This is a genomic window from Streptomyces sp. NPDC001220 (genome assembly GCF_053597895.1).
Window position 1 is genome coordinate 21,395 of the sequence record NZ_JBSFJE010000022.1, and the last position, 24,156, is coordinate 45,550.

Annotated in this window: 20 protein-coding genes and 1 tRNA gene; 17 read left to right on the forward strand and 4 right to left on the reverse strand. The window is 67.0% G+C overall.

All coding sequences use genetic code 11. From position 1 onward, the window contains the following. The first annotated feature begins 353 nt into the window (after window positions 1–353). Window positions 354–896 carry a hypothetical protein gene (locus ACWDGI_RS38275; protein WP_450767222.1) on the forward strand — a complete coding sequence of 181 codons (543 nt, stop codon included), beginning with the start codon at window positions 354–356 and terminating at the stop codon, window positions 894–896. A gap of 326 nt (window positions 897–1,222) precedes the next feature. Here the strand turns inward: ACWDGI_RS38275 and ACWDGI_RS38280 are convergent, their stop codons facing one another. After that, window positions 1,223–1,981, reverse strand: a complete 759-nt coding sequence (locus ACWDGI_RS38280; protein ID WP_450767224.1) for an HNH endonuclease — start codon at window positions 1,979–1,981, stop codon at window positions 1,223–1,225. Between the two features lie 1,639 nt (window positions 1,982–3,620). Between ACWDGI_RS38280 and ACWDGI_RS38285 the strand changes: the two genes are divergently transcribed. Further along, window positions 3,621–6,269, forward strand: coding sequence for an N-6 DNA methylase (locus tag ACWDGI_RS38285; RefSeq protein ID WP_450767226.1), 2,649 nt, complete (start codon window positions 3,621–3,623; stop codon window positions 6,267–6,269). 372 nt (window positions 6,270–6,641) lie between these two features. On the opposite strand, the gene ACWDGI_RS38290 is transcribed toward ACWDGI_RS38285, so the two are convergent. Further along, entirely contained in the window at window positions 6,642–7,382 is a 741-nt protein-coding gene (locus ACWDGI_RS38290; RefSeq protein ID WP_450767228.1) for a GntR family transcriptional regulator, read from the reverse strand. A 204-nt stretch (window positions 7,383–7,586) separates the two neighbouring features. Between ACWDGI_RS38290 and ACWDGI_RS38295 the strand changes: the two genes are divergently transcribed. From ACWDGI_RS38295 to ACWDGI_RS38330, 8 genes are all read left to right on the forward strand, one after another. Continuing rightward, window positions 7,587–7,934: an SCO3933 family regulatory protein gene (locus ACWDGI_RS38295; protein ID WP_360246612.1), complete on the forward strand. Its 348-nt coding sequence runs from the start codon at window positions 7,587–7,589 to the stop codon at window positions 7,932–7,934. Then, entirely contained in the window at window positions 7,934–9,256 is a 1,323-nt protein-coding gene (locus ACWDGI_RS38300) for an FtsK/SpoIIIE domain-containing protein (protein WP_450767230.1), read from the forward strand. Before ACWDGI_RS38295 ends, ACWDGI_RS38300 begins: the two co-directional genes overlap by 1 nt. A gap of 12 nt (window positions 9,257–9,268) precedes the next feature. Then, complete coding sequence (locus ACWDGI_RS38305; RefSeq protein ID WP_450767232.1) at window positions 9,269–9,463, forward strand: hypothetical protein; 195 nt, start codon at window positions 9,269–9,271, stop codon at window positions 9,461–9,463. Window positions 9,464–9,495: 32 nt separating this feature from the next. Next, window positions 9,496–9,786, forward strand: coding sequence for a hypothetical protein (locus tag ACWDGI_RS38310; protein ID WP_450767234.1), 291 nt, complete (start codon window positions 9,496–9,498; stop codon window positions 9,784–9,786). 104 nt (window positions 9,787–9,890) lie between these two features. Continuing rightward, entirely contained in the window at window positions 9,891–10,151 is a 261-nt protein-coding gene (locus tag ACWDGI_RS38315; protein ID WP_450767236.1) for a hypothetical protein, read from the forward strand. Continuing rightward, window positions 10,148–11,521, forward strand: a complete 1,374-nt coding sequence (locus tag ACWDGI_RS38320; protein WP_450767238.1) for a replication initiator — start codon at window positions 10,148–10,150, stop codon at window positions 11,519–11,521. Before ACWDGI_RS38315 ends, ACWDGI_RS38320 begins: the two co-directional genes overlap by 4 nt. Then, window positions 11,511–11,723, forward strand: a complete 213-nt coding sequence (locus ACWDGI_RS38325) for a helix-turn-helix transcriptional regulator (protein WP_450767240.1) — start codon at window positions 11,511–11,513, stop codon at window positions 11,721–11,723. Before ACWDGI_RS38320 ends, ACWDGI_RS38325 begins: the two co-directional genes overlap by 11 nt. Continuing rightward, window positions 11,720–13,099, forward strand: a complete 1,380-nt coding sequence (locus tag ACWDGI_RS38330) for a tyrosine-type recombinase/integrase (protein WP_450767242.1) — start codon at window positions 11,720–11,722, stop codon at window positions 13,097–13,099. Before ACWDGI_RS38325 ends, ACWDGI_RS38330 begins: the two co-directional genes overlap by 4 nt. Window positions 13,100–13,166: 67 nt before the next feature. Here ACWDGI_RS38330 and ACWDGI_RS38335 read toward each other — a convergent pair whose 3' ends face one another. Together ACWDGI_RS38335 and ACWDGI_RS38340 are read right to left on the reverse strand one after the other, a co-directional pair. Continuing rightward, window positions 13,167–13,634 carry a hypothetical protein gene (locus ACWDGI_RS38335; protein ID WP_450767244.1) on the reverse strand — a complete coding sequence of 156 codons (468 nt, stop codon included), beginning with the start codon at window positions 13,632–13,634 and terminating at the stop codon, window positions 13,167–13,169. Window positions 13,635–13,862: 228 nt separating this feature from the next. Next, a tRNA-Arg gene (locus ACWDGI_RS38340) sits at window positions 13,863–13,934 on the reverse strand. 99 nt (window positions 13,935–14,033) lie between these two features. On the opposite strand from ACWDGI_RS38340, the gene ACWDGI_RS38345 reads away from it, so the two are divergent. The 7 genes from ACWDGI_RS38345 to rho all read left to right on the forward strand — a co-directional run bounded on the left by ACWDGI_RS38345 (window position 14,034) and on the right by rho (window position 24,046). Continuing rightward, on the forward strand, window positions 14,034–14,570 hold the full coding sequence (locus ACWDGI_RS38345; protein WP_450767246.1) for a response regulator: 537 nt from the start codon (window positions 14,034–14,036) through the stop codon (window positions 14,568–14,570). Window positions 14,571–14,837: 267 nt separating this feature from the next. Continuing rightward, a complete protein-coding gene (gene nrtL, locus ACWDGI_RS38350; RefSeq protein WP_450767248.1) occupies window positions 14,838–16,076 on the forward strand; it encodes an ArgS-related anticodon-binding protein NrtL in 1,239 nt (412 codons plus the stop codon). Between the two features lie 19 nt (window positions 16,077–16,095). Next, on the forward strand, window positions 16,096–17,487 hold the full coding sequence (gene lysA / locus ACWDGI_RS38355; RefSeq protein WP_450767250.1) for a diaminopimelate decarboxylase: 1,392 nt from the start codon (window positions 16,096–16,098) through the stop codon (window positions 17,485–17,487). 484 nt (window positions 17,488–17,971) lie between these two features. Beyond that, window positions 17,972–19,264 carry a homoserine dehydrogenase gene (locus ACWDGI_RS38360; protein WP_450767252.1) on the forward strand — a complete coding sequence of 431 codons (1,293 nt, stop codon included), beginning with the start codon at window positions 17,972–17,974 and terminating at the stop codon, window positions 19,262–19,264. Between the two features lie 6 nt (window positions 19,265–19,270). Continuing rightward, the gene (gene thrC, locus ACWDGI_RS38365) at window positions 19,271–20,329 is read left to right on the forward strand and encodes a threonine synthase (protein WP_450767254.1); all 1,059 of its coding nucleotides are present in this window, start codon (window positions 19,271–19,273) and stop codon (window positions 20,327–20,329) included. A 331-nt stretch (window positions 20,330–20,660) separates the two neighbouring features. Beyond that, the gene (gene thrB, locus ACWDGI_RS38370; protein ID WP_450767256.1) at window positions 20,661–21,590 is read left to right on the forward strand and encodes a homoserine kinase; all 930 of its coding nucleotides are present in this window, start codon (window positions 20,661–20,663) and stop codon (window positions 21,588–21,590) included. 404 nt (window positions 21,591–21,994) lie between these two features. After that, a complete protein-coding gene (gene rho / locus ACWDGI_RS38375; protein WP_450767258.1) occupies window positions 21,995–24,046 on the forward strand; it encodes a transcription termination factor Rho in 2,052 nt (683 codons plus the stop codon). Window positions 24,047–24,156: the final 110 nt, after the last annotated feature.

Genomic DNA, 24,156 nt, shown 5'->3' on the forward strand with positions numbered 1-24,156 from the left:
GAACATGCTGACGCATCAGCTGTGTTGTCCACCGAATCCGGAACCGATTAGTCCACGGCTCCGGTAAGGCGAGCGGTAGCCGGCCGTGCCGGGCCCACCGGAATAATTCCCCTTTTCTGCTTGAGGCGTCGGAGTATAGGAATCGCATGAATGAAGATTGGCACCTCCGTTGGGTTCGAATCCCAGAAGGAACGCATCTTTCGAACTCGAAAGATACTCCCGGCGCCGAGCGTTGCATCCTGCGTGAAGACGGTACCAATAAGTTCCTAGGGCCCACCGAATCAGTTCCGGTTGACGAGGACGCGATTTTTAGGGTTTGCGCGTGTGAAACGCATTCACCGAGATACGCGGACGTGCGGGAGCTATCGCCGGTCCAGCGAGCAATAGTGGAAGCGATAGCGGACAGGGCAGTAGAAGGGCTCGAGAGAGTCGCAAGGGAAGTTGTTGTCCCCGCTTTCAAAAAGACCGTCGCTCCAGCTGTAAAGCGGAAATGGAGCGGGATTACCAAGAGCCTCCGATCTGCAACTAGAGAGGCTAGCGGCCAAGCCGGTACCATCGAAATTTCCATTCCGACAGTAACTCCGCCTGCGGATGCCTTCAAAGAAGTGGCTGCGGTCGACGAGCCAAAAATCATTATGAGTAGTGCGGAATTTCAGCAGCGCCTTTTTTGGGCTAGAGCAGCTGAAAAGTTCGCGGCAGAGCAGAAGGGAATTCTGTGTAACGCCCGCGTCGAGGGCGATGATCTCCCTCCGGAATTGAAGAGCGCAATCGAGTTGGTGATTGAGGGGAATGCTTCCTTGCTCGACGAAGAGACACGAGCGGCAGTCATGAAGTTCTTGACGGGAGCTCGCGATGAAGGCGAGTACGTGCTGCCGAGCAGTGAAGAGACCCAATAGGTGCTACGACTGGTATCACGCACGGGGGATGACTGCGCCGGGGAGTCTGCCGATCGGGCCTCCGGCGTAACGGGTGCCGGTATGCGTTACTTCGGGATGTATACACCTCAACGCGCGGTCGGCGGAGTCTCAATGGACGTGCCAAGTTCCGGCAACCGTGATCGGTAGCCGGTCTACTGGTCACCGGTCCTGCTGACCAGCGGGACTGACGGACGGCCCAGAGACAGCCCAAGAGCCAGTCACGAGAAGCCCGCCGGTTGCTCGGCAACTCTGAGGCCACTGCATCCCAGCCGGTGAGTCAGGCTTCAGTAGCAGCTCGACACCCCTTACCGACCGTGCTGCTTCCTGTGGTACGCAAGGTAGTCACCCCCTATGAAATGCCCTGAGGCCTGCCTGAGGTGCCCGAGGGAACTTTCGGAAGAATGATCGGTGACGATCAAGTCGTCAGAAACGCTCAACATGCCGAAGTCGAAAAGGACGTGATGATTGGGGCACAGGCAAAGCACGTTAGCTGCAATATCAGGACCGGAGTGAGGATGCCCCAGGGGTCGAATATGGGCTCCTTCACTGTAGGCCCCTTTCGAAGTTATGAGTCGAGTGCCGCATATTTGGCAAGTGTGGTCATGAATCGCCTTGACATAATCCGCCACGGCAGTGCTTCGGATTATGCGCTGCGTGGTCACTTCGGCACGCGACGGGGACTCCTGCCCGGCTGGCTCGCTGGAGCGCTGAGTCGGTGAAGAGTCTTTGGGTTCTTCGAGCGCTTCCGCGGCGGGGCCGGCTTTTTGAATTTTGCGATACTCTTCCCATCCCGCTTCGGTCAGTGTCCAAATTCCCCGCGATACGCTAGCCGGAACTAGGAGCTTCGCTCGTTCCATGTTTTTCCGTTCGAACCTAGTCCGGTTCCACCATTTAGACTCATCGCCTCTTTGTGTGAGGGCCCAATCCTCCTCGGAAAGTAGCGCCCCGTAACGCTGCTCCATCACCTTGAGCGCGCGGGCCGTGGGTACGCTGCCACCTAGCTCTCCCAACATGGTCAAAAGCCACTCTCGAAGGACCAGTTGAGGGGTCAACTCTGTTGCCATGACGAGATCTTAGGGTGCAGACACTGCTTTTGTAGATCGCTCGGCGCGTCCTAGACCACAGGGATACGAGGTCGGCCACCTCAGTGGCCTCTGTCCTCGCCGGCCAACCTCGGGCCGCGCGGAGACGGACAGGGCGTCTCAGCCGCTGTGCTCACTGTTTTGCAGGGGCGGAGCTGCCGACCGACGAGCCGACCAGGTCACCACTGGCTTGACGAGAGCCCGGCTCCGCGAGGCACCTCTACTGCGACGAGCCGTCGTTGACCGTGACCGCCCGCACGATGTGGCACAGCTGTGGCACACGACTGCTTCGTCCCGAACGAATCTTGCTGGGCGCTTGACCTCGTGCTGGTGTGCCTCTCACCTGCTGCGACGGTCCCCAGACGTCCGCGGTTGTTCGCTGCTGTGTGTCGGCGTTGTCACGCAGTTAGACACTCACGTCCGCCACGAGGGCTTGCCTACATGGCGCTTAGACCTACACGCGCGTTCCGCAGCGTTCGCAGGGCCGATACCCCGCAGCTTCGGCCTCACCCACTGGAGCCCAGTGCGAGTGCTGCAAGTGCCGCCCCTTGCCGCTAATGAGTCCACATTCGGGGCCCGTGTGGTACGCCTCCCGCTGTCCCGGAAGGCTGGGCCGCAAGAGCACAGCAGAACGCCCGCAGGAGCGGGCAACGATCTGCTCTCTCCGCTCCAGCTCCTGACGACCCTGGGGTAGGGGGTCGTGTGCCAGGCGCAGCTTCATCCGTGCCTGATCGACAAGCCGGTCCCGTTCACCTGAATCTGCCTGTGCTGTGGCCTTCTCCATCAGCTCGCAAGCGGCCTTCCGATACTTCTGGGCTGCCTCCATTCGCGCCCGTTCGTACTCCTCCTGCTGGCGAACCATCCTGTCCAGATCTTCCTCCCACATGTACTCGCCTGCGTCATCCGCGTCAGAGGCGTCGTCGAACGAGAGCCAAGGTACGGTCATTGGACCCCCCAGTGCCGAAGTCTGAGCCACCGTCGCCCCACCTCGGGATCGTGAGCGGCAACGGGGAGCCTAAAGGTCTGGCACAGTCGTGGGCGTCCGTTCTGTCCGACTGACCATCGTCGGTGTGCGCTTTTTGTGACCCGTTAGCAGCGACGTTAGGCGTGCGCCTTCACAAACGTGCGGACCTGGCGACCATCACCGTCAACCGTGACACTCCTGTCGTGCCGTGCGCTGATGGAAGTGACCCCGGGCGGGGTCATAGCGCCCAGCCTCCGGGGGGAGACATGTGGGCGCCGCAGGAGCAGGCTCGTTCTCCCCCCGTGACCGGGCCTGCTCCTGCTCGCATCACTACGCACTGTCCCCACAGGTCATCGTCTCGGGTGTGCTTGTGACGCCGCCGGACTCATTGGCGGTGTATGAGATGGACCCAAGACCCAGGCTCCCGTGACGCTCGCTCGTCCCCCGTTTGAGCGGGCAGTCGCGTACGAGGGGCAGGTGATGGCTTGGCCGCGCCGCAGGCTCGTCACGAGGCGGGGGCCGGCACCGGTACCAGACGGCCAAGCTTGGCGTCCGGTCCGTGCAGGGGGCGGCCCGTCTGTCTGCGTCTCGTCGCTGGCGCACTGGCGTCAACGTCTGGTAGATCACTGCCACGAGTAAAGGTGACAGTACGTCAAGTTGCGACGTAGGCTCGGCGTTGCTTCAGACCTTGCGGGAGGGGACACAGTGTCGGGCGTTCGAACAGAGACGGAAACCGTCATTAAGCGGATTCTCCCGTATCTTGAGCGGCGGGGATATTCGATCGGGGAGGACATTGATTTTGAGACCCCCGTCACGATCGAAGAGAGTCAGAAGCGCGGTTTCGTTGACCTATTGGTCACCTGCGGCGCGAAGTCCCCAAAGTTCGTCATTGAGGCAAAAAAGCTAGCTAAGCCTCTATCGGAGCGGGATCGAGAGCAAGCTCTGCAATACGGCAGGGCACTGAAGGTTCCATTTGTCGTTTTGACGAACGGGCGAGCCATCCAGTGCCTTAATGTAAAGAATGGACAACCCATTCGATGGGATGGGCAGAGCGTAGACAAAATTCCCAGCAAAGCGCAGCTCGGCCTAGTAATTCGCACTCTTAATGCAGAGCCCAGTGCAACGGTCATCTCCCTGCAGCGGCGAGGCGATGACACTACGCTACCGTTCCGACCCGGACTGTCGCTCAAGCAACTCAACGCGCTATTTTCACGGTGCCACAATAAAATCAGAAACATAGAAAAGGATGAGGAGAATGCCTTCTCTGACTTTTCTAAGCTGCTCTTTTTGAAGCTTATTGAGGAAAAGTCGGAAGACCCGTACGAGAACTTCCCTTTGCCTTACAGCTATAGGTTCCACCGGCTGGCAGCCATGCCGGAATCTGATAGCGATCAGGTGCGTAACGCAGTCGAGAGCATGCTGGCCAGCATCCGCAAGGATAAGAGCTACGGCGATGTCATGGCTGAGCCGGTGCGTTTGCGCAACCCTCGCACCTTCCAAGAGATCGTGAAAGAGCTATCCTCGGTATCTTTCACTGATAGCGGACTGGACAGCAAGGGGGCGGCGTTTGAGTATTTCGTTCGTGCAACCCTCAAGGGTAAACGGCTAGGCCAGTACTTCACGCCTCGACCGCTCGTGGAAATCATGGGCGAGATTGCCATTGGCTCGAAAGTAGTCAACGCTTTACTGGCCTCTCAGGACGTTCGTGTCCTTGATCCGGCATGCGGCACTGGTGGCTTCTTGGTCTACTTGCTTAAGGACTCCACCGATAGGTTGCGGAAGCGCCTCGACGAGGGCGAGATACTCGATAGCACCTACAAAAAAATCGTAGAAGAGATTCGCAAGAATGTTTTCCACGGCGGGGACGCGAACGAGGGTGTCGCAGCTGCCGCCAAGATGAACATGATCATCGCTGGTGACGGTCATACGAACATCACTGCTGGCGACAGTCTGTCTTCCACGGCCGCTATTTGGTCATTTTCTGAGCCTCAATATGACCTGATACTCACGAACCCCCCGTTCGGAACCTCGGAAGCGTCAACGCTTTCGCCAGAGGATCGTGCTGCTTACCCTGTGAGCTCCACGACGCGAGGACAATACCTGTTCTTGCAGAGGATGACGCTAGCCACCAAGCCGAAGGGAATTATTGCAACCGTCATCGATGAGGGGCTTCTAAACACGGATACAGGCTCGGAATTGCGCCGCTGGCTTCTGGAGAAGAACAGAATCTTCTGCGTGCTGCGGCTCCCTGATGAGACCTTTAAGCCGAACAAGATCACAGTGCGCTCCAGTGTCCTTTTCATGCAGCGACGTGAAAGGGACGACGTGGATCTAGAGGATGATTACCCGATCACCTTTTGTGATCTCGACAGCCTTGGATACACAGGTGCCGGTGATAAAATCCGCGGATTCGATCTCCCACGCCTCAAGGCTGAACTTGCGGATAGGATCAAAAGTCACAGCTCGGACGGGATCGACCAGGGGTACCACTGGAAGGCCTACGATGTCTCGGCTTCCCTGATCGCAGCCAGCCCGTCATACCGTCTCGATTTGAAGCACTGGGACCCGCTCGCGAGGAAGCACGCGCAGGAACTGGAAGCGGCGGGTGCTCAGACGCTTGGTAGTTTGAACCTCATCGACACGCGTCGGGGGAAGAGTCCTTCGCCTGAAGGATACGTGGACGAGAGTGACGGATATGCCGTCGTAATCAAAGCAGGTTCGTGCATTACCAAGTACGGAACACTCTCATTGGCCGGTGCTGATTACGTCGAGAAAGATACATACGACGAAATGCCGGATAGGGCTAAGGTGCGGACTGGGGACGTCTTGCTGGCCTCCACTGGGGAAGGCACCTTGGGTAAGGCGACTGTCTACGATTTGGCGTCGCCGGCCGTCGCTGACGGACATGTGACTATCCTTCGTGTCAACCCGGAAATCATTGACCCGTACTACCTTGCAGATTACCTGCGATGCGGGTTCGGATCCGTCCAGATCCGGCAACTTTTCACTGGCGCAACAAACATGATTGAGCTGACGCCGGACCACGTCGTTTCGATTGTGGTGGACCTGAAATCGTCGGTGGCTCAGCAAAAAGAATATTCGGCTCGCCTTCGTGGTGCCGAGGAAACCTACTTGGCTTCTCTTGAGTCGGCAGTGAGCGGGCTAGATACCGCAAGGTCGACGTTTACTGGGAGCATGACATTTGACGCCGTGAAAGCTGACTCTGTCTCCGTCCCCCAGCAGCGCACAGCACTAACGTCGAGCCTAGATGGTTTCGAGACGCCAGAGAAGGTTCAGGGGGCATAGCGCAGCGCGTATTCCTGGGCAGTGCCAGTCTGCTCGGTGTCTGTGTGACGAGCGGGAAATACTTGGCCCCGAAGGTCGGCGGAGCGGGTTTGGCCGGTGGCCTGCCCGGTCTGGGGTCGAGCATGATCAGGGGGCCGTACGCTGGTTGGCAACTCGGGCAGGCTTTGGACCTGCCCGCAATGTGCACGAGTGGCCCCCTGGTCTTGCTCGACGCGGGACCCGGACCGGGGAGGTGGCTAAAGCCGTGGAGCCGACCGCCCCAGCCACGACGTGTTCTGACCTCGTGCACGGGGTGCCCGCTCCCGCCCGGAGGAGCGAAGCGACGACGGGTGCTTGATCATGTGAAGAAAGTCTGAGCCATCAGAGGTCTGGCTACAGCCTGAACGACAGCTCCAATTCGTCGCCCGGTAGGTGAAACTCCTCCAGGGCCAAGGGCTTGTCTGATGCCGAGAGCGTCACGCGCAGGACATGGAGTAGCGGCACCCCGTCGGCGAGTCGGAGGGCCTGGGCCTGGTCTGGCAGAGGCATACGCGTGCGGACGTACTCCGTGAAGTGGAGTTCGTGGCCCAGGTCGGCGAGGGCGGCGTAGAGTTCCGGCGCCGGCGGTGGGGCCTCCTCCTCGTAGTTGGTGTCTACGAGGACCGAGAACGGTACGTAGGTCCGGTGGAGTTGGCGGAGGTGGCCGTTGTCGGCTGTCTGTAGGGCGTCGTACGTGAACATTGGCTCGCCCGGTGGGATGCGGAGCAGGTCCGCCAGGGCCAACGGGGCGTCGGTCCGGGTGGCTACCGGCGGCTCGGCGTCGGTCCAGCGAATGCCGTCGGCCTCGATGTAGCGGCCGTCAGAGGCTCGGCGTACGCCGCGCGGGCGGGTGAGGCCGGGGCGGCTGTGGGGGGAGCGGGCAAAGGTGCCGCGGCCCATGATTGCCTCGACGAGACCGGATGCCCGTAGCTCGGCCAGACCCTGACGAACTGTGGGGCGCGTCACGCCGAACTGTTTCGCCAACGCTTCCTCGGACGGAAGCGGTTGGCCGGCCGGGAAGGTGCCGTCCAGAATGCCATCGCGCAGGTAGTCGGCGATTTGCCGGTACTTCGGCTGCGTGTTCTTCGGCGGCATGCGGGCCCTCCGTGGCCATGGCTTCTAGCGGCTGTCCGTCGCCGTGGACGGCTTGCCCACGATCGTGGGCAGTTTCTCGTATCGCTAGGTCGGTTGACAACCCGTACTACGGGTCGGCAATCTGGTCTGCGTCACCCGTACTACGGGTGGTCTAGCAACCCGCAGGATCGGCCTGCGGGTGCCAGAGATGAGGAGAGACGAACAGTGGCAAGCCTTCCGATCGACACCGCGAAGTTCACGGGGATCATCTGCGCCGTTCCCCCGGCTCCGCGGGTCGCCAACCGAGAGACCGGTCAGTTGCGGGTCGACCGCGAGACCGGCAAGACCATGTACCAGGTCGGCCTGTGCCTGATGGCCGGGGCGTCGGCCGACGTCGTGAACGTGAGCGTGGCCGGTGAGCCGGCCGGTGTGCAGCTCGGCATGCCGGTGGCTGTGCGGGACCTGGTCGCCACGCCGTGGGAGAACGAGGGGCGGCACGGGATCGCGTTCCGTGCGGCGGAGATCCGGCCCCTGAGCGCTCCGGCTCCGGCGGGCAAGGGGGCCGGGCAGTGATGAAACTGGCCTCCACCACCACATCGGCCGGTGCGACCGGGCCGAGTTGGGTGCTGCTGGTGGCCGCAGTGCTGGTGTCGGGCCTGCTTCTGGCGGGCCCGGCCCTGCGCCGTCGTCACCCCGCCGCCTGGTGGCTGTTACTCGGCTTTCCGGTCGCCGCCTTCCGCGTCATGCGGACCTGGCGGCTGCTGATGGCCGGGTGTGGGCTCGCTGTGAGCCGACGACCGGCGCTTACGGTCGTCTCCGGGCTCGTCGGCAACGGGGCGCCTCCGCCACAGCCGCGCGTGCCGCGTCGCGGTCTCATACGCCCGACCTCCGGCGGCTTCGTGTTGCTGGTCCGGCTGTTACCGGGGCAGGTGCCCGAGGACTTCGTCAAGGCGGCGCCTGCCGTGGCGGAGGACTGGGAGGTTCACGCGGTGCGGGTAACCTCCTGGAAGCCGGGGGTCGTACGGATCGTCGCGTCGGCCTCCGATCCGCTGGCTGATCCGCGGGTGCCGAAGCAGCGGGGCCCCGGCCGTCTGCTCCGGGTGGCCGTGGGTGTGCTGGAGACCGGGGCCGCGTGGGTGGTCGACCTGCGGCGAGTGCCGCACTGGCTGATCGTGGGAGCCACCCGTTCCGGCAAGTCGACACTGATCAACGCGCTCGTGGCGGGCCTTGCCCCGCAGCATGTCGCCTTGGTCGGGATCGACTGCAAGGGCGGCATGGAGCTGTCCCTCTACGGGCCACGGTTGTCCGCCCTCGCGACCAACCGTGAGCAAGCGGTCAGGCTGTTGGCCGCGCTGGTTGATCTGACCCTCGACCGCATGAGCGTGTGCCGGGCGGCTCGGGTCCGAAACGTCTGGGGGCTGCCGGACAGGGAACGCCCGGTCCCCATCGTCGTGATCGTCGACGAGATCGCGGAACTGTTCCTCATCGCGAGCCGCAGCGAGAAGGACGAAGCACAGGCGGCCGGTACGGCGCTCATCCGGCTCGCTCAGCTCGGCGCGGCACTGGGGGTGTTCCTCGTCGTCGCCGGCCAACGCGTCGGCTCCGACCTGGGGCCCGGGGTCACCGCCCTGCGGGCACAGCTCGGCGGCCGGGTCTGTCACCGCGTGGCCGACCCCGGAACAGCCGAAATGGCGCTCGGTGACCTCAACCCCGATGCCCTGAAGGCGGCGCAGGCCATCACGCCGGAACAGGCCGGCACTGCCGTCCTCGCCTCCGGCGACGGCTGGGAACGCGCCCGTTCGCATCTGATCACGGAGGCGGAGGCGGAAGCCGTCGCCGCTGAGTACGCGCACCTGACTCCAGTCCTGTCCGAGCTGCACATCGAAGCGCCGTGAAAGGGGCCTGCCGTGCTGGTGTCCATGTCCGCCGTTCTCCTGCTGGGCCTGCTGATCTGGTTCCTGCTGCGCATCCGGTACCTGCGGTGGGCCGACGCGCTGCTCTGCGGAGCCTTCGGCTTCCTGCTCTCCAAGACCGTGGCCGCGCCGTTCGCTCAGGCGCTTCTCGACGGCGTGAACGGCTTCCTCGGTCAACTCCGGTTCTGAAAGCGCCTGTTGGGAAGAGAGGGGAACTTCTTGTGTCCGAGTACGTCATCCGCTCCGGTGACTGGGCCGCGTTCATCGCCGGCCTTCGGGAGCTGACGGACTTCCTGACCGCTAATCCCGCCGTCCTCGTCCCGCGCAATGCGTCCTTCGGCGTCTTCGTCGACGCGTCCGAAGCCGTAGCTCGCAGGGAGGGCGCGGAGCATGTCGCCGCGTCCCTCGGCGTGCCCGTCGAGGACATCGGCGAGGGCTACTACGACGCACGCCGTGACTTCGGTCCGATCGCGTACAGCGTCATTGCGATCCCGCCCAAGGAACGGCAGTGATCGCCCGTACAGCGGGCTCCCGACGGGGCGCCAAGTCGCCAAACCCGACCCCGCCAGGAACCCACTCCATCCGCCACGTGAGCAGTGAAAGGAGCACTCACACTTTGTCCGCTGCGCATCATTCGCGCAAATCTCCGCTGCCCGACTGCGACCTGAAGGGAGACGATCCCGAGGTCTCGACCTGCGAGGGATCCGAACGTGTCGTCCTCGTCGGGCTCGATGACATCGAGCAGCACCTGTGCCCGGCGCACGCTGCCGCGGTCTGGCTCACGGATCCGACGTTCCGGTTCAGCGCCAAGACTCGGCCGGAAGCAATCTCGGCCGTGATGCGGCACGCGTTCGGTGGGGGCGGTGGTCGACGATGACCACGACCCTCGTACCGGGCAGCGCTGCCGCTCTGGTCGCCAGGGCCTCGGAACCCGAGTTCGCCGCCTGGCGCCGGAACATCGTCCGCCTCAGCGGTTGTACCAACCCGATTCACCTCGTCGGCACGGCGACCGTCTTCGACACGGCCACAGGTGCGGCTCTGCACTCGTACGGGTCGGACGTCTACGGCGGTCGCCTGCTCACCGCATGCGGCAACCGGCGGGCGACGGTTTGCCCGGCCTGCTCGGCGGTGTATCGGGCGGACACGTACCAACTGGTGCGGGCCGGGCTCGTCGGCGGCAAGAACGTCACGGAGGCGGTGAGCGGGCACCCGCGCGTGTTCGCCACGCTTACCGCTCCCGGCTTCGGCCCGGTTCACACTCGGCGGGAACGCGATGGGCTCGTACGGGCCTGTCGTCCCCGCCGGCCGGGCGAGTGCTGCCCGCACGGGCGGCCGGTCGGATGTCGTACGCGCCATGTGGCCGACGATCCCCACCTCGGCGAACCGCTCTGCCCACGCTGCTACGACTACGCGGGCGCCGTTCTCTGGCACGCGTTCGCGGGTCGGCTCTGGCACCGGTTTGGGCTGGAGCTGCGGCGGGAGGTCGCTCGGCGGGCCGGTCTGTCGCGTACGGAGTTCGGGGAAGTCGCCCGACTCTCATACGCGAAGGTCGCCGAGTATCAGCGGCGGGGCCTGGCCCACTTCCATGGCGTGATCCGCCTCGATGGACCGGACGGGCCCGACTCACCTCCGCCGGGCTGGGCGACTACGGCACTGCTGGCGGAGGCCGTTCCGGTGGTGGCTGGTCGGGTGCGTCTTATGGCGCCGGGCGCGGGCATCGTCGGTCCGCGGGAGCTGCGCTTCGGCGGGCAGGTCGACGTGCGGCCCGTCGATTCGTACCGCCGGGATGCGGGGGAGCGGCCAGCCTCCGCGGGAGCCGTCGCGGGCTACATCGCCAAGTACGCGACGAAGGGTGCGGAGTCCGCCGGCGCGGTGGACGGCCGGATCTACGACGCGCGGGGCATGGTCATGCTGCCCGTCCGGGCACACGTGCTGCGCATGATAGGCACGTGTTGGTGGCTGGGGGGTCTGCCGGAGTTCGAGCCGCTCGGGCTTCGTCGCTGGGCACACATGCTCGGGTACGGCGGCCACTTCTCCAGTAAGTCGCGGCGCTACTCGACCACGTTGACCGCTCTTCGGCAGGCCCGTGCCGATCACCGTGCGGAGCAGCAGCGGGCGTCCCTTGGGCTGGCCGATGTCTCGACCGTCACGGTTGGCCAGTGGCGTTATGCGGGGCGCGGCTACTCGCCGGCGGGGGAGCTCCTGGCCGCCTCGGTGCGGGAGGGCGGTGGTCGTCGTGGCGCGTGACAGCCGTGCGAGGGCGGCCGAATTGCTCACCGTTCGGCAGGTGCTCGACGAACTGGGCGGCATCTCCCGACGCACCTTCTACCGCTGGCGGGAACTGCGCATCGCACCTGCCTGCATCCGGTTGCCGAACGGGGAGCTCCGGGTTCGGCGGGACGTGCTGAACGAGTGGTTGGAGGAGCGGGCGGAGGGGGCGGCGTCGTGAAGTCGTACAAGGTCGTCATCTGGAAGCTCAGTATCAACCGCTCCGCGAAGAAACCGACGTACCTCGTTCGCTGGTCCGTGAGCGGCGAGCCGTTCCACGAGTCGCACAAGACCAAGGCGCTCGCTGATCGCTTCCGGGCGAAGCTGCTTCGGGCGGCGGACAAGGGTGAGCCCTTCGACACAGTGACCGGTCTGCCCGACTCCCTGCGCGGGGGTAAGGCTGCTCTGTCCCTGCTGGAACTGGCGCTGAAGTACATCGATGCCCGGTGGCCCGAGGCGTCGGCGAAGCAGCGGGACAGCATGACCGACGCCCTGGCAACGGTCATGCCCGCGCTGGTCAAGTCGGTCCGTGGGCGTCCTGCTCCGGCCGATCTGCGGCGGGCACTGCGCTCGTATGTCCTGCCTCCGCCTCGCAGGGAGCGCGAACGGCCCGAGGAGATCGCGGCAGCAGCGAGATGGATCGAGAAAGCGTCGCTGCCGGTGGCCGAGCTGCAGGAGATCACCCGCGTGCACGACCTGATCGATGCACTAACGCGGAAGCTCGACGGCAAGCCCGCGGCGACGCAGACGTACCGTCGGCGGCGTGCAGTGGTCTTCAACATCCTCGAATACGGGGTTGAGCTGGAGGTGCTGCCCTCGAACCCGCTGAGCCGAGTGCGGCGTAAGAGGGGGAAGCGAGCCGTGCAGGAGGTTGACCGTCGGGTCGTGGTCAACCCCCGGCAGGCTCGGGAGCTGCTGACCGCGCTCACCTACGTCGGTGGCTATGACCGGGCGAGCGGCCGGCGGTTACGGGCGTTCTTCGGCTGCTTGTACTACGCGGCCATGCGCCCTGGTGAGGCGCTCGGTCTGCGCCTCTCGGACTGCACGCTTCCGGAGAAGGGCTGGGGCCGAATCGACCTGGCCGAGACCCGTCCCACTGCCGGTAAGGCGTGGACTGATTCCGGCGAGGCGCACGACCGGCGCGGCCTGAAGCAGCGGGCCGACGGTGAGGTGCGCATCGTGCCGATACCGCCCCCGCTCGTGCGGCTGCTCCAGGACCACAGCAAGGAGTTCGGTACGGCGGATGACGGCCGGCTGTTCTCCAGCGAGCGGGGCAACGTGATCGCCGCCTCGTCGTACTCGCGCGCGTGGAAGCAAGCCCGTGCTCTTGCGTTTCCACCCGAACAGGTCGCCTCCGTCTTGGCGGCTCGCCCGTACGACCTCCGGCACGCGGGTGTCTCTCAGTGGCTCAACTCGGGGGTTCCCGCCCCGGAGGTGGCCTCTCGCGCTGGCCACTCGGTGGACGTTCTTCTGAAGATCTACGCCAAGTGCATAGATGGCCAGGAGCAGGAGATGAACGACCGGATCCTGAAGGGACTGGGGGAGGGGGACATGTAGACGCCTGGACCATTAATTGGCCTGGTCAGGCTGCCGAGGGCCCCGGAGACATCCGGGGCCCTCGGCGTTACTGCACGTCCGATGAGGCAAGCTTGACGAACTGCTCCAGAACCTCTCGCGCCTGAGAGCCGAGGGCACTCAGCTCCGTCTTGTCGGCTGCCTTGTGCAGGGCGGATGTCAGGGCGTAGGCGTCCTGCGCTATATCGATCAGTGCCCGCGCGCTTGCTATGAGCTGCACCCGGAACAACGCGTGGAGGGCAATTCCGCGGAGTCGGTAAGCCTCCGTGCGGGCTTCGGTGAAGGCGGAGCCGTCAGGATCCTCGTCCCTGCGATGCCAGCGATCTTGTTGCCCGCGCCGGAACTCTGTCAGCGCTCCGGCGAAATCGCTGTAGACGGTCATCCGGTCCGAGCGGAGCTGCTGCTGAGACGCAAATAGTTGGTCCCTAGCGGATGCGTTGCGCTGAAACGCGTAGGTGAGAGCCGAGCCCAGCAGTGTGCCTGCAATGGCGATTAAGGCCGAGATGACACCATCCACACCAGTATGAGATCACAAGATCGTTTGCGTGCCTAGGTCCATAATGAGCCTTGCGCGGCTCCTTCGAAAGGGCCCGTGACCTGCAAGGAGACCCTTCAAGATCATTACGTCATCATTACGTGATCACTGTCATGGGCCTGCGTCGAGCCGCATCCGCCTGCACAAACAACAAGACCCCGCACTCAGCCATCTGGCTGGTCACGGGGTCTGTCGGCACTTCATGCGAAGTGCCCCCGGCAGGATTCGAACCTGCGCACACGGCTCCGGAGGCCGTTGCTCTATCCCCTGAGCTACGGGGGCGTCTGGCGTTGAGCTGTTGCTCGCGGCGACGGGTAGAACACTACCAGCTTGCTCGGGGTGATCAGGAACGGGTTTCCCGGGGTCGCTCCCTCGCGCGGGGTGGAAGTCGGGAAAACCCGGACGCGGTGGCCGGTCCGGACCTACTCTCGAGTTGTGCCAGGGGCGTCGGGCCGGGTGCTTGTTGTGGACGACAACAAGGTCATCCGGCAGCTGATCAGGGTCAATCTCGAACTGGAGGGTCTCGAGGTCGTGACCGCGGCCGATGGTGCCGAGTGTCTGGATGTCGTTCATCAGGTGCGGCCCGATGTGATCACCCTCGACGTCGTCATGCCCCGGCTCGACGGTCTGCGGACCGCCGCTCTGCTCCGTGCCGACCCCCGCACCCACGACCTTCCCCTCGCCATCGTCAGTGCCTGTACCCAGTACGAGGTCGAGACCGGCCTCGACGTCGGCGTCGACGCCTTCCTCGCCAAGCCCTTCGAGCCCTCCGAACTCGTTCGGCTCGTGAGGGAGTTGATGGAGCGGCGGCGACGGCCGGAGGAGTCGGAGGAGCGGGAGCGCGGGGGAGACGGCGGTGAGGCCGGCGAGGTCGAGTTCTCCGGGGAGCGGGCCGGGGGCAATCCCGTCTGCCCGTAGCGGCCGCGGCCGTGTAGTCGGTGACTGATGTGTAGTCGGTGACTGACGTGTAGTCGGCGACCGACGTGTAGTCAGTGACCGGGCCCTGCGGGTCGCGTCCATCACGTGTAGTAGCCGTGGACCTGCCTGCCTATCTACCGTTTTCCTTTTCGGCCGTGCGTCCGTAGCCCTCTGCCGCGTCGTGCCCACCGGCCTGCCGTCGTCCATATGCCGGACCCCCTCAAACCGGGTCGCCTGCCCTGCCCCCTCCTCCCCTAGGCTTGTCCCGTGACCCCCGTCGAGCTCTCCCGTACCGTGCTGCGCGCGGTGCGTCGTGCTGTTGACGAGGGGGAGCTGAGCGTGAGCGTGCCGGAGCGGGCCGTGGTCACGCCTCCGGGGCCCGGTGGGTGTGGGGACTACGCCACCAACATCGCGCTGCAGCTCGCCCGCCCGGCCGGGCAGTCCCCGATGCGGGTCGCCGAGATCCTGGTGCCCCATCTCGCGGGCGCCGCCGGTGTCGACGACGTCGTCGTCACCGGGCCCGGGTTCCTCAACATCAGCCTCAGCCCCACCGCGTCTCCCACGGCGGCCCTGGTCGCCGAGATCCGCGCTCTCGGCCTCGGCTACGGCCACGGCGACGCCCTCGCCGGGCAGGTGGTCGCGCTGCGGGTGCCGTACGACGTCCGGGCCGAGGTCGTCGCCGACGCCGTCGTACGGATCGTCGCGACCCAGGGCGGGCGCGGTGAGGTCGGTCACGGCGAGCCCGTCAGTCTCCGGCCCGTGCCGGCGCCCGAGGACCCGGCCCCGCTTGGGCCCGACGCCGCCCAGTGGGCCCTGCTGTATCCCGCGTCCCACGACCGGCCCCGGATCACCGCCGACCACCTGGTGCAGCGGGAGTCCAACCCGCTCTTCCGGGTGCGGTACGCCCACGCCCGGGCGCGAGCCGTCGGCCGCGGTGCCGTACGGCTCGGCTTCGACGCCGAACCCGGTGACATCCCCCCAGGCACCCCTGACGTCCCAGGCACTCCTGACGTCCCCGGTACCCCTGGCGCCCCGGGCGCCTCAGGAGTTCGCGGCACCTCAGGCGTGCGCCGCACCACGGACGTCCCCGGTACCCCTGGCGCCCCGGGCGCCTCAGGAGTTCGCGGCGCCTCAGGCGTGCGCCGCACCTCAGGCGTGCGCCGCACCACGGACGCTCCCGGCACCCCGGGCGTCCCGGGCCCCCCACGTGTCCCCGGCCCCCCACGCGTCCCCGCCGCCGATCTCCCCGGCGCCCTCGTCACCGCCCTCGCCGACTACCCCCGCATCCTCACCGCCGCGGCCACCCATCGCGCTCCCGACCGGCTCGCCCGGCATCTCGTCACCGTCGCCGATGCCGCCCTGCCGTTCCTGCCGACCGTGCTGCCCCGTGGCGACGAGAAACCCTCGGCCGCCCACCGTGCCCGGCTCGCCCTCGCCGAAGCCACCGGGACGGTGCTGGCCGGCGGCCTGTCCCTGCTCGGCATCGACGCACCCGATCACCTCTGAAGAGAGCGCCAGAAGAGCAATGAGCCGTTCCGCACACCCCGCCGGGCCCCGGCACGCCGATGTCCTGCCCGAGGGCCACTACGCCGCTCCGCCCGCCGACCTGAACTCCCTCGACTCCAAGGTGTGGGCCCAGACCGTCACACGCGACGCCGACGGGGTCGTCTCCGTCGGCGGTGTCGATGTGAAGACCCTCGCCGAGGAGTTCGGCACGCCCGCCTACGTCCTCGACGAGGACGACTTCCGGGCCCGGGCGCGCGCCTGGCGCACCGCCTTCGGGCCGGACGCCGACGTGTTCTACGCCGGGAAGGCCTTCCTGTCGCGGGCCGTCGTGCGCTGGCTGCACGAGGAGGGGCTCAATCTCGACGTGTGCTCCGGCGGCGAGCTGGCCACCGCCCTCTCCGCCGGGATGCCCGCCGACCGGATCGCCTTCCACGGCAACAACAAGTCGACGGAGGAGATCGAGCGGGCGGTCGAGGCCGGCGTCGGGCGGATCGTGCTCGACTCCTTCCAGGAGATCGTGCGGGTCGCCCACATCGCCCAGTCCCGCGGCAAGCGGCAGCGCGTGCAGATCCGTATCACCGTCGGTGTCGAGGCGCACACGCACGAGTTCATCGCCACCGCGCACGAGGACCAGAAGTTCGGGATCCCGCTCGCCGGAGGGCAGGCCGCGGAGGCGGTGCGGCGGGCGCTCCAGCTGGACGGGCTGGAGCTCATCGGGATCCACTCGCACATCGGGTCGCAGATCTTCGACATGTCCGGCTTCGAGGTCGCCGCGCACCGGGTCGTCGGGCTGCTCAAGGACATCCGGGACGAGCACGGGGTCGAGCTGCCCGAGATCGACCTGGGGGGCGGGCTCGGGATCGCGTACACGAGCGACGACGACCCGCGCGAGCCGCACGAGATCGCCAAGGCGCTGACCGAGATCGTGACGCGGGAGTGCGAGGCCGCCCGGCTGCGGACGCCGCGGATCTCCGTCGAGCCGGGGCGGGCCATCGTCGGGCCGACCGCCTTCACCCTCTACGAGGTCGGCACCATCAAGCCCCTGCACGGGCTGCGCACCTACGTCTCCGTCGACGGCGGCATGTCCGACAACATCCGGACCGCGTTGTACGACGCCGAGTACAGCGTCGCTCTCGTGTCGCGGACGAGCGATGCCGAGCCGATGCTCGCCCGGGTCGTCGGCAAGCACTGCGAGAGCGGGGACATCGTCGTCAAGGACGCGTTCCTGCCGGGCGACCTGGCACCCGGTGACCTGATCGCCGTACCGGCCACCGGCGCCTACTGCCGGTCCATGGCGAGCAACTACAACCACGTGCTCCGGCCGCCCGTCGTCGCGGTGCGCGACGGCGAGTCCCGGGTCCTCGTCCGCCGGGAGACGGAGGAGGACCTCCTGCGCCTCGACGTCGGGTGACGTCCACGGCGTCCACGGCGTCGGATGGCGTCCACGGCGTCCGCGGTGCCGGATGGCGCCCGCGGCGTCCCCGGTGCCGCACGGCGTCCGCGGTGTCGATGGCGTCCACGGCGTCCCCGGTGCCGGATGGCGTCCAAGGAGCGCACGGCGCCGGATGACGTCCACAGACAAACGCACCGCGCCGGATGACCTCCACGGAACGCACGGCGTCCGATGACGCCGGACCGCTTCGGATCCGATGATCCCGCCCGACGGAATATCGACGGCATTTCCGCGGCACTTCAACGGCATTCGAGGTCATTCGGCGACATCGGACGGCATTCTCGGATGGTGTCCGACGCCCCGGATGGCGCAGGCGGAAGATCTCCTGTCTGCCACCGCCGCAAAATGAAATAGATGTCTCACGATCCGGACGAAGGGTAGAAACTCCCGTCCGGTGAGTGAGACTGGTCCAACCGTAGACGGTATGAGGAAACGAGGTCGGATGATGCGTACGCGTCCGCTGAAGGTGGCGCTGCTGGGCTGTGGGGTTGTCGGCTCAGAGGTGGCGCGCATCATGACGACGCACGCCGACGACCTCGCGCAGCGTATCGGCGCCCCGATCGAGCTGGCCGGCGTGGCCGTACGACGGCCCTCCAAGGTGCGTGAGGGCATCGACCCGAGTCTGGTCACCACGGACGCGACCGCCCTGGTCAAGCGGGGGGACATCGACGTCGTCGTCGAGGTCATCGGGGGCATCGAGCCCGCCCGTACGCTCATCACCACCGCCTTCGAGCACGGCGCCTCCGTGGTCTCCGCCAACAAGGCGCTGCTCGCCCAGGACGGTGCCGCCCTGCACGCGGTCGCCGAGCAGCACGACAAGGACCTCTACTACGAGGCCGCCGTCGCCGGTGCCATCCCGCTGATCCGGCCGCTGCGCGAGTCCCTCGCCGGTGACAAGGTCAACCGGGTGCTGGGGATCGTCAACGGGACCACCAACTTCATCCTCGACAAGATGGACTCGACGGGCGCCGGTTATCAGGAGGCCCTCGACGAGGCCACCGCGCTCGGGTACGCGGAAGCCGACCCGACCGCCGACGTCGAGGGCTTCGACGCCGCCGCCAAGGCCGCCATCCTCGCCGGGATCGCCTTCCACTCGCGGGTGCGCCTCGACGACGTCTACCGCGAGGGCATGACGGAGGTCACCGCCTCCGACTTCGCCTCCGCCAGGAACATGGGCTGCACCATCAAGCTGCTGGCCATCTGCGAGCGCGCCGAGGACGGCGGATCGGTGACGGCCCGGGTGCACCCCGCGATGATTCCGCTGACCCATCCGCTCGCCTCCGTGCGCGGCGCCTACAACGCCGTCTTCGTGGAGTCGGACGCGGCCGGCCAGCTGATGTTCTACGGTCCCGGTGCCGGTGGCGCCCCGACCGCCTCCGCGGTCCTCGGCGACCTGGTCGCCGTGTGCCGCAACCGGCTCAGCGGGGCAACGGGGCCCGGCGAGTCGGCGTACGCCGCCCTGCCCGTGTCGCCGATGGGCGATGTCGTGACGCGCTACCACATCAGCCTCGACGTCGCCGACAAACCGGGTGTTCTCGCCCAGGTCGCCACCGTGTTCGCCGAGCACGGGGTTTCCATCGATACGGTGCGGCAGACGGGCAAGGACGGCGAGGCCTCCCTCGTCGTCGTCACCCATCGGGCCTCCGACGCCTCCCTGTCCGGGACCGTCGAGGCGCTGCGCAAGCTCGACACCGTGCGGGGTGTCGCCAGCATCATGCGGGTTGAAGGAGAGTAACCAGCAATGACCCACCAGTGGCGCGGAATCATCGAGGAGTACCGGGACCGGCTGCCCGTCTCCGACACCACGCCGGTCGTGACGCTCCGCGAGGGCGGCACGCCCCTCGTGCCCGCGCAGGTGCTCTCCGAGCGCACGGGGTGCGAGGTCCACCTGAAGGTGGAGGGTGCCAACCCCACCGGGTCCTTCAAGGACCGCGGTATGACCATGGCCATCTCCAAGGCCAAGGAGGAGGGTGCCCAGGCGGTCATCTGCGCCTCCACCGGCAACACCTCCGCCTCCGCCGCGGCCTACGCCGTGCGCGCCGGCATGGTCTCGGCCGTGCTCGTGCCGCGGGGCAAGATCGCGCTCGGCAAGATGGGCCAGGCACTCGTGCACGGCGCGAAGATCCTCCAGGTCGACGGCAACTTCGACGACTGCCTCACCCTCGCCCGCAAGCTGAGCGAGAACTACCCGGTGGCACTGGTCAATTCGGTGAACCCGGTACGCATCGAGGGGCAGAAGACGGCCGCCTTCGAGATCGTGGACATGCTCGGCGACGCGCCCGACATCCACGTCCTGCCGGTCGGCAACGCGGGCAACATCACCGCGTACTGGAAGGGCTACAAGGAGTACGCCGCGGACGGGATCGCCGCCGGGACCCCCCGGATGTGGGGATTCCAGGCCTCCGGTTCCGCGCCCATCGTGCGGGGTGAGATCGTCAAGGACCCGTCGACCATCGCCACCGCGATCCGGATCGGCAACCCCGCCTCCTGGCAGTTCGCGCTCGCCGCCCGGGACGAGTCCGGGGGCTTCATCGACGAGGTGACGGACCGTGAAATCCTGCGCGCCTACCGGCTGTTGGCCGCGCAGGAGGGTGTCTTCGTGGAGCCCGCCTCCGCCGCCTCCGTCGCCGGTCTGCTCAAGGCCGCCGAGCAGGGCAAGGTCGACCCGGGGCAGCGCATCGTCTGCACCGTCACCGGCAACGGCCTGAAGGACCCGGACTGGGCCGTCGCCGGCGCCCCGCAGCCGGTCACCGTGCCCGTGGACGCCGCCGCGGCGGCCGAGCGGCTCGGGCTCGCCTAGAGAACCGCTGGAGCCTTGCCCGAGAACCGCGCGAGCGCTTCTCGGGCAACGCCCGGCCAATCCCGGCCGGGCAACCGGTGAACGGACTGAGGCGTCCTGAACAGGGGACTCCCCAAGGAGGGGGCACAAGGGGCTTACGACACGCATCGTGCGCCTCCTGTGCGCCCTATGTCGCCACAGAACCTTCCTTCGATAGGCTGTACCGAACCCGCCCGCTGCATATGCCTCCGCATATGGCGCGGTGCCGTGCCGCCTCCGCGGCCCGAGGTTCCCTCAGGTACCTATCGAGTGTCATTCGACCATCACGCAGCTCAAGGAGAGTCATCGAGCGATGGCCGGTCCAGCGTTCCGCGCCGCCGCCGTCCGGGTGCGCACCCCCGCCACCAGCGCCAACCTCGGTCCGGGCTTCGATGCCCTGGGCCTCGCACTGGGGCTCTACGACGATGTCGTCGTACGGGTGGCCGACTCCGGGCTGCACATCGACATCGCGGGTGAGGGCAGCGAGACGCTGCCGCGTGACGAGAGCCACCTCCTCGTACGCTCCCTGCGCACCGCCTTCGACCTGCTGGGCGGACAGCCCCGCGGCCTGGAGATCGTGTGCGCCAACCGCATCCCGCACGGCCGCGGCCTGGGCTCCTCCTCCGCGGCCATCTGCGCCGGCATCGTCGCCGCGCGTGCCGTGACCATAGGCGGCGAGGCCAGGCTCGACGACGCCGCGCTCCTCGAACTGGCCACCGAGATCGAGGGCCACCCCGACAACGTCGCGGCGTGTCTGCTGGGCGGCTTCACCCTCTCCTGGATGGAGTCCGGCGCCGCCCGGGCGATCAGGATGGAGCCCGCCGATTCCATCGTTCCGGTGGTTTTCGTGCCCGGGAAGCCGGTCCTGACGGAGACCGCGCGCGGACTGCTCCCGCGCACCGTGCCGCACGTCGACGCCGCCGCCAACGCGGGCCGTGCCGCCCTGCTCGTCGAGGCCCTCACCAGGCGCCCCGAGCTGCTGCTGCCCGCCACCGAGGACCGTCTGCACCAGGAGTACCGCGCCCCTGCCATGCCGGAGAGCGCGGCGCTGGTGGAGCGGCTGCGCGCGGACGGGATCCCGGCCGTGATCTCCGGCGCCGGACCCACCGTCATGGCGCTGGCCGACGCCGCGAGCGCCGACAAGATCGAAGCCCTGGCCGGCTCGGACTGGGCCGCCAACCGGCTGAACCTCGACGTCCAGGGAGCGAGCGTGCTGCCGCTCGCGCCCACCAGTGACATTTGACTGCGCACGGTTGCCGGATTTGGAGAGGGGGAATGTTTGTTGGATCCGGTAGTGTTAATCTCAAGTCTGCACCCGACCCCACCATGGCGAGGTGCTTCACGTCCCCGTCCGGGACAGACATTCTTCCGGGAGTCTCCCAAGCCACTCAGCGTTTCGTATGCCGTACCTGGGCAGTACGTCGTACGCGGACACTGGGCGGGCCGCTGGGCACGCTCCGGAATTGGTGCTACCACGCCACGTGACACCGGGTGCCACGGCTGAGGAAGCGCCGTCACCAGAAATTCTCTCCGCCGCTTTGGCGGACCACCGCCCCGGCACGGTCCACACAGCAAGGACCGCAGCCGGACAGCACAACCGGTCGCCGAGCCAGACAGGCCGACGTCCGCTCCAGGGAAGGACCCTTCGTGAGCGACACCACCGATCTGATGGGCGCACGTGTCGAGGAGACCGCTGCCGCGCCCGCCACGGACGCCTCCGCGCCTGCCACCGGTGCCGGCTCCCGGCGGCGCCGTGGTACCGGCCTTGAGGGCATGGTGCTGGCCGAGCTTCAGCAGGTCGCATCCGGCCTCGGTATCAGGGGCACGGCGCGGATGCGCAAGAGCCAGCTGATCGAGGTCATCAAGGAGGCGCAGGCCGGTGGGGGCACCGCCCCCAAGGCCACCGAGAGCGCCACCGAGACCAAGCCGAAGCGCCGGGCCACCTCCAAGGCCCGTACGGGCGACGAGGTCGCCGAGAAGAAGGCGGAGCAGGCCGCCGAGGCCCCCGCCGAGCAGGCCGTGGCCCAGCAGCAGATCGAGATTCCCGGTCAGCCCGCCGGCGGCACCCGCACGGGCGACGCCGAGCGTGGCGGAGACGACGCGCCGGCCGAGCGCCGCCGTCGCCGGGCCACCGCCGAGGCCGGCAGCCCCACCGCGAGCGGCGCCGAGACCGTCGTCGCCGAGGCGAAGAGCGAGGCGAAGGCCGAGACGCCCGCCGCGCAGCCGCAGGGCGACGCCGACGGCGAGGGCCGCGGCCGCCGTGACCGCCGTGAGCGCGGCCGCGACCGTGACCGGCGCGGCAAGGGCGACGAGCAGCAGGGCGGTGGCCAGGGCGGCCGTCAGGACCGTCAGGACCGGGACCGCCAGGACCGTCAGGACCGGGACCGGCAGCAGCAGCCGCAGCAGCAGGGCGGCGGCCGTCAGGACCGCAACGCCGGCCCGCAGGACGACGACGACTTCGACGGCGGCCGCCGTGGCCGTCGAGGCCGCTACCGGGACCGCCGGGGCCGCCGTGGCCGTGACGAGATCGGTGGCGCCGAGCCGCAGCTGGCCGACGACGACGTCCTGATCCCCGTCGCGGGCATCCTGGACATCCTCGACAACTACGCGTTCATCCGGACCTCCGGCTACCTGCCGGGCCCGAACGACGTGTACGTCTCCCTCGCCCAGGTCCGCAAGAACGGCCTGCGCAAGGGCGACCACGTCACCGGCGCGGTCCGGCAGCCGAAGGAGGGCGAGCGCCGCGAGAAGTTCAACGCGCTGGTCCGCCTCGACTCCGTCAACGGCATGGCGCCCGAACACGGCCGTGGCCGCCCGGAGTTCAACAAGCTGACCCCGCTCTACCCGCAGGACCGGCTCCGCCTGGAGACCGACCCGGGCGTGCTGACCACCCGCATCATCGACCTGGTGTCGCCGATCGGTAAGGGTCAGCGCGGTCTGATCGTGGCCCCGCCGAAGACCGGCAAGACCATGATCATGCAGGCGATCGCCAACGCGATCACCCACAACAACCCCGAGTGCCACCTGATGGTCGTCCTGGTCGACGAGCGTCCGGAAGAGGTCACCGACATGCAGCGGTCGGTCAAGGGCGAGGTCATCTCCTCGACCTTCGACCGTCCGGCCGAGGACCACACCACGGTCGCCGAGCTGGCCATCGAGCGCGCCAAGCGCCTCGTCGAGCTGGGCCACGACGTGGTCGTGCTGCTCGACTCGATCACGCGTCTGGGCCGTGCGTACAACCTGGCCGCGCCGGCCTCCGGCCGCATCCTGTCCGGTGGTGTCGACTCGACCGCCCTGTACCCGCCGAAGCGCTTCTTCGGTGCGGCCCGCAACATCGAGGACGGCGGATCTCTCACGATCCTCGCCACCGCCCTGGTGGACACCGGGTCCCGCATGGACGAGGTGATCTTCGAGGAGTTCAAGGGCACCGGCAACGCGGAGCTCAAGCTCGACCGGAAGCTCGCCGACAAGCGCATCTTCCCGGCGGTGGACGTCGACGCGTCCGGCACCCGTAAGGAAGAGATCCTGCTCGCTCCGGACGAGCTCGCCATCGTCTGGAAGCTGCGCCGGGTGCTGCACGCCCTCGACCAGCAGCAGGCGGTCGAGCTGCTCCTCGACAAGATGAAGCAGACGAAGTCGAACGCCGAGTTCCTGATGCAGATTCAGAAGACGACGCCGACGCCGGGCAACGGCGACTGACGACTGCCCTAACCGGAAGCCGTTCCCCCACCTGGGGGGACGGCTTCTGGCGTTCTCCACCCTCGGTGTAGGATCTCGCCCTTCGGTCAGTTGACCGAATCTCGAAATCC

Coding starts and splice junctions, on each gene's coding strand:
- ACWDGI_RS38280 (WP_450767224.1), bottom strand. CDS start 1,981: ATGGCAACAGAGTTGACCCCTCAACTGGTCCTTCGAGAGTGGCTTTTG.
- ACWDGI_RS38290 (WP_450767228.1), bottom strand. CDS start 7,382: ATGCCGCCGAAGAACACGCAGCCGAAGTACCGGCAAATCGCCGACTAC.
- ACWDGI_RS38300 (WP_450767230.1), top strand. CDS start 7,934: ATGAAACTGGCCTCCACCACCACATCGGCCGGTGCGACCGGGCCGAGT.
- ACWDGI_RS38320 (WP_450767238.1), top strand. CDS start 10,148: ATGACCACGACCCTCGTACCGGGCAGCGCTGCCGCTCTGGTCGCCAGG.
- lysA (WP_450767250.1), top strand. CDS start 16,096: ATGAGCCGTTCCGCACACCCCGCCGGGCCCCGGCACGCCGATGTCCTG.
- ACWDGI_RS38360 (WP_450767252.1), top strand. CDS start 17,972: ATGATGCGTACGCGTCCGCTGAAGGTGGCGCTGCTGGGCTGTGGGGTT.
- thrC (WP_450767254.1), top strand. CDS start 19,271: ATGACCCACCAGTGGCGCGGAATCATCGAGGAGTACCGGGACCGGCTG.
- thrB (WP_450767256.1), top strand. CDS start 20,661: ATGGCCGGTCCAGCGTTCCGCGCCGCCGCCGTCCGGGTGCGCACCCCC.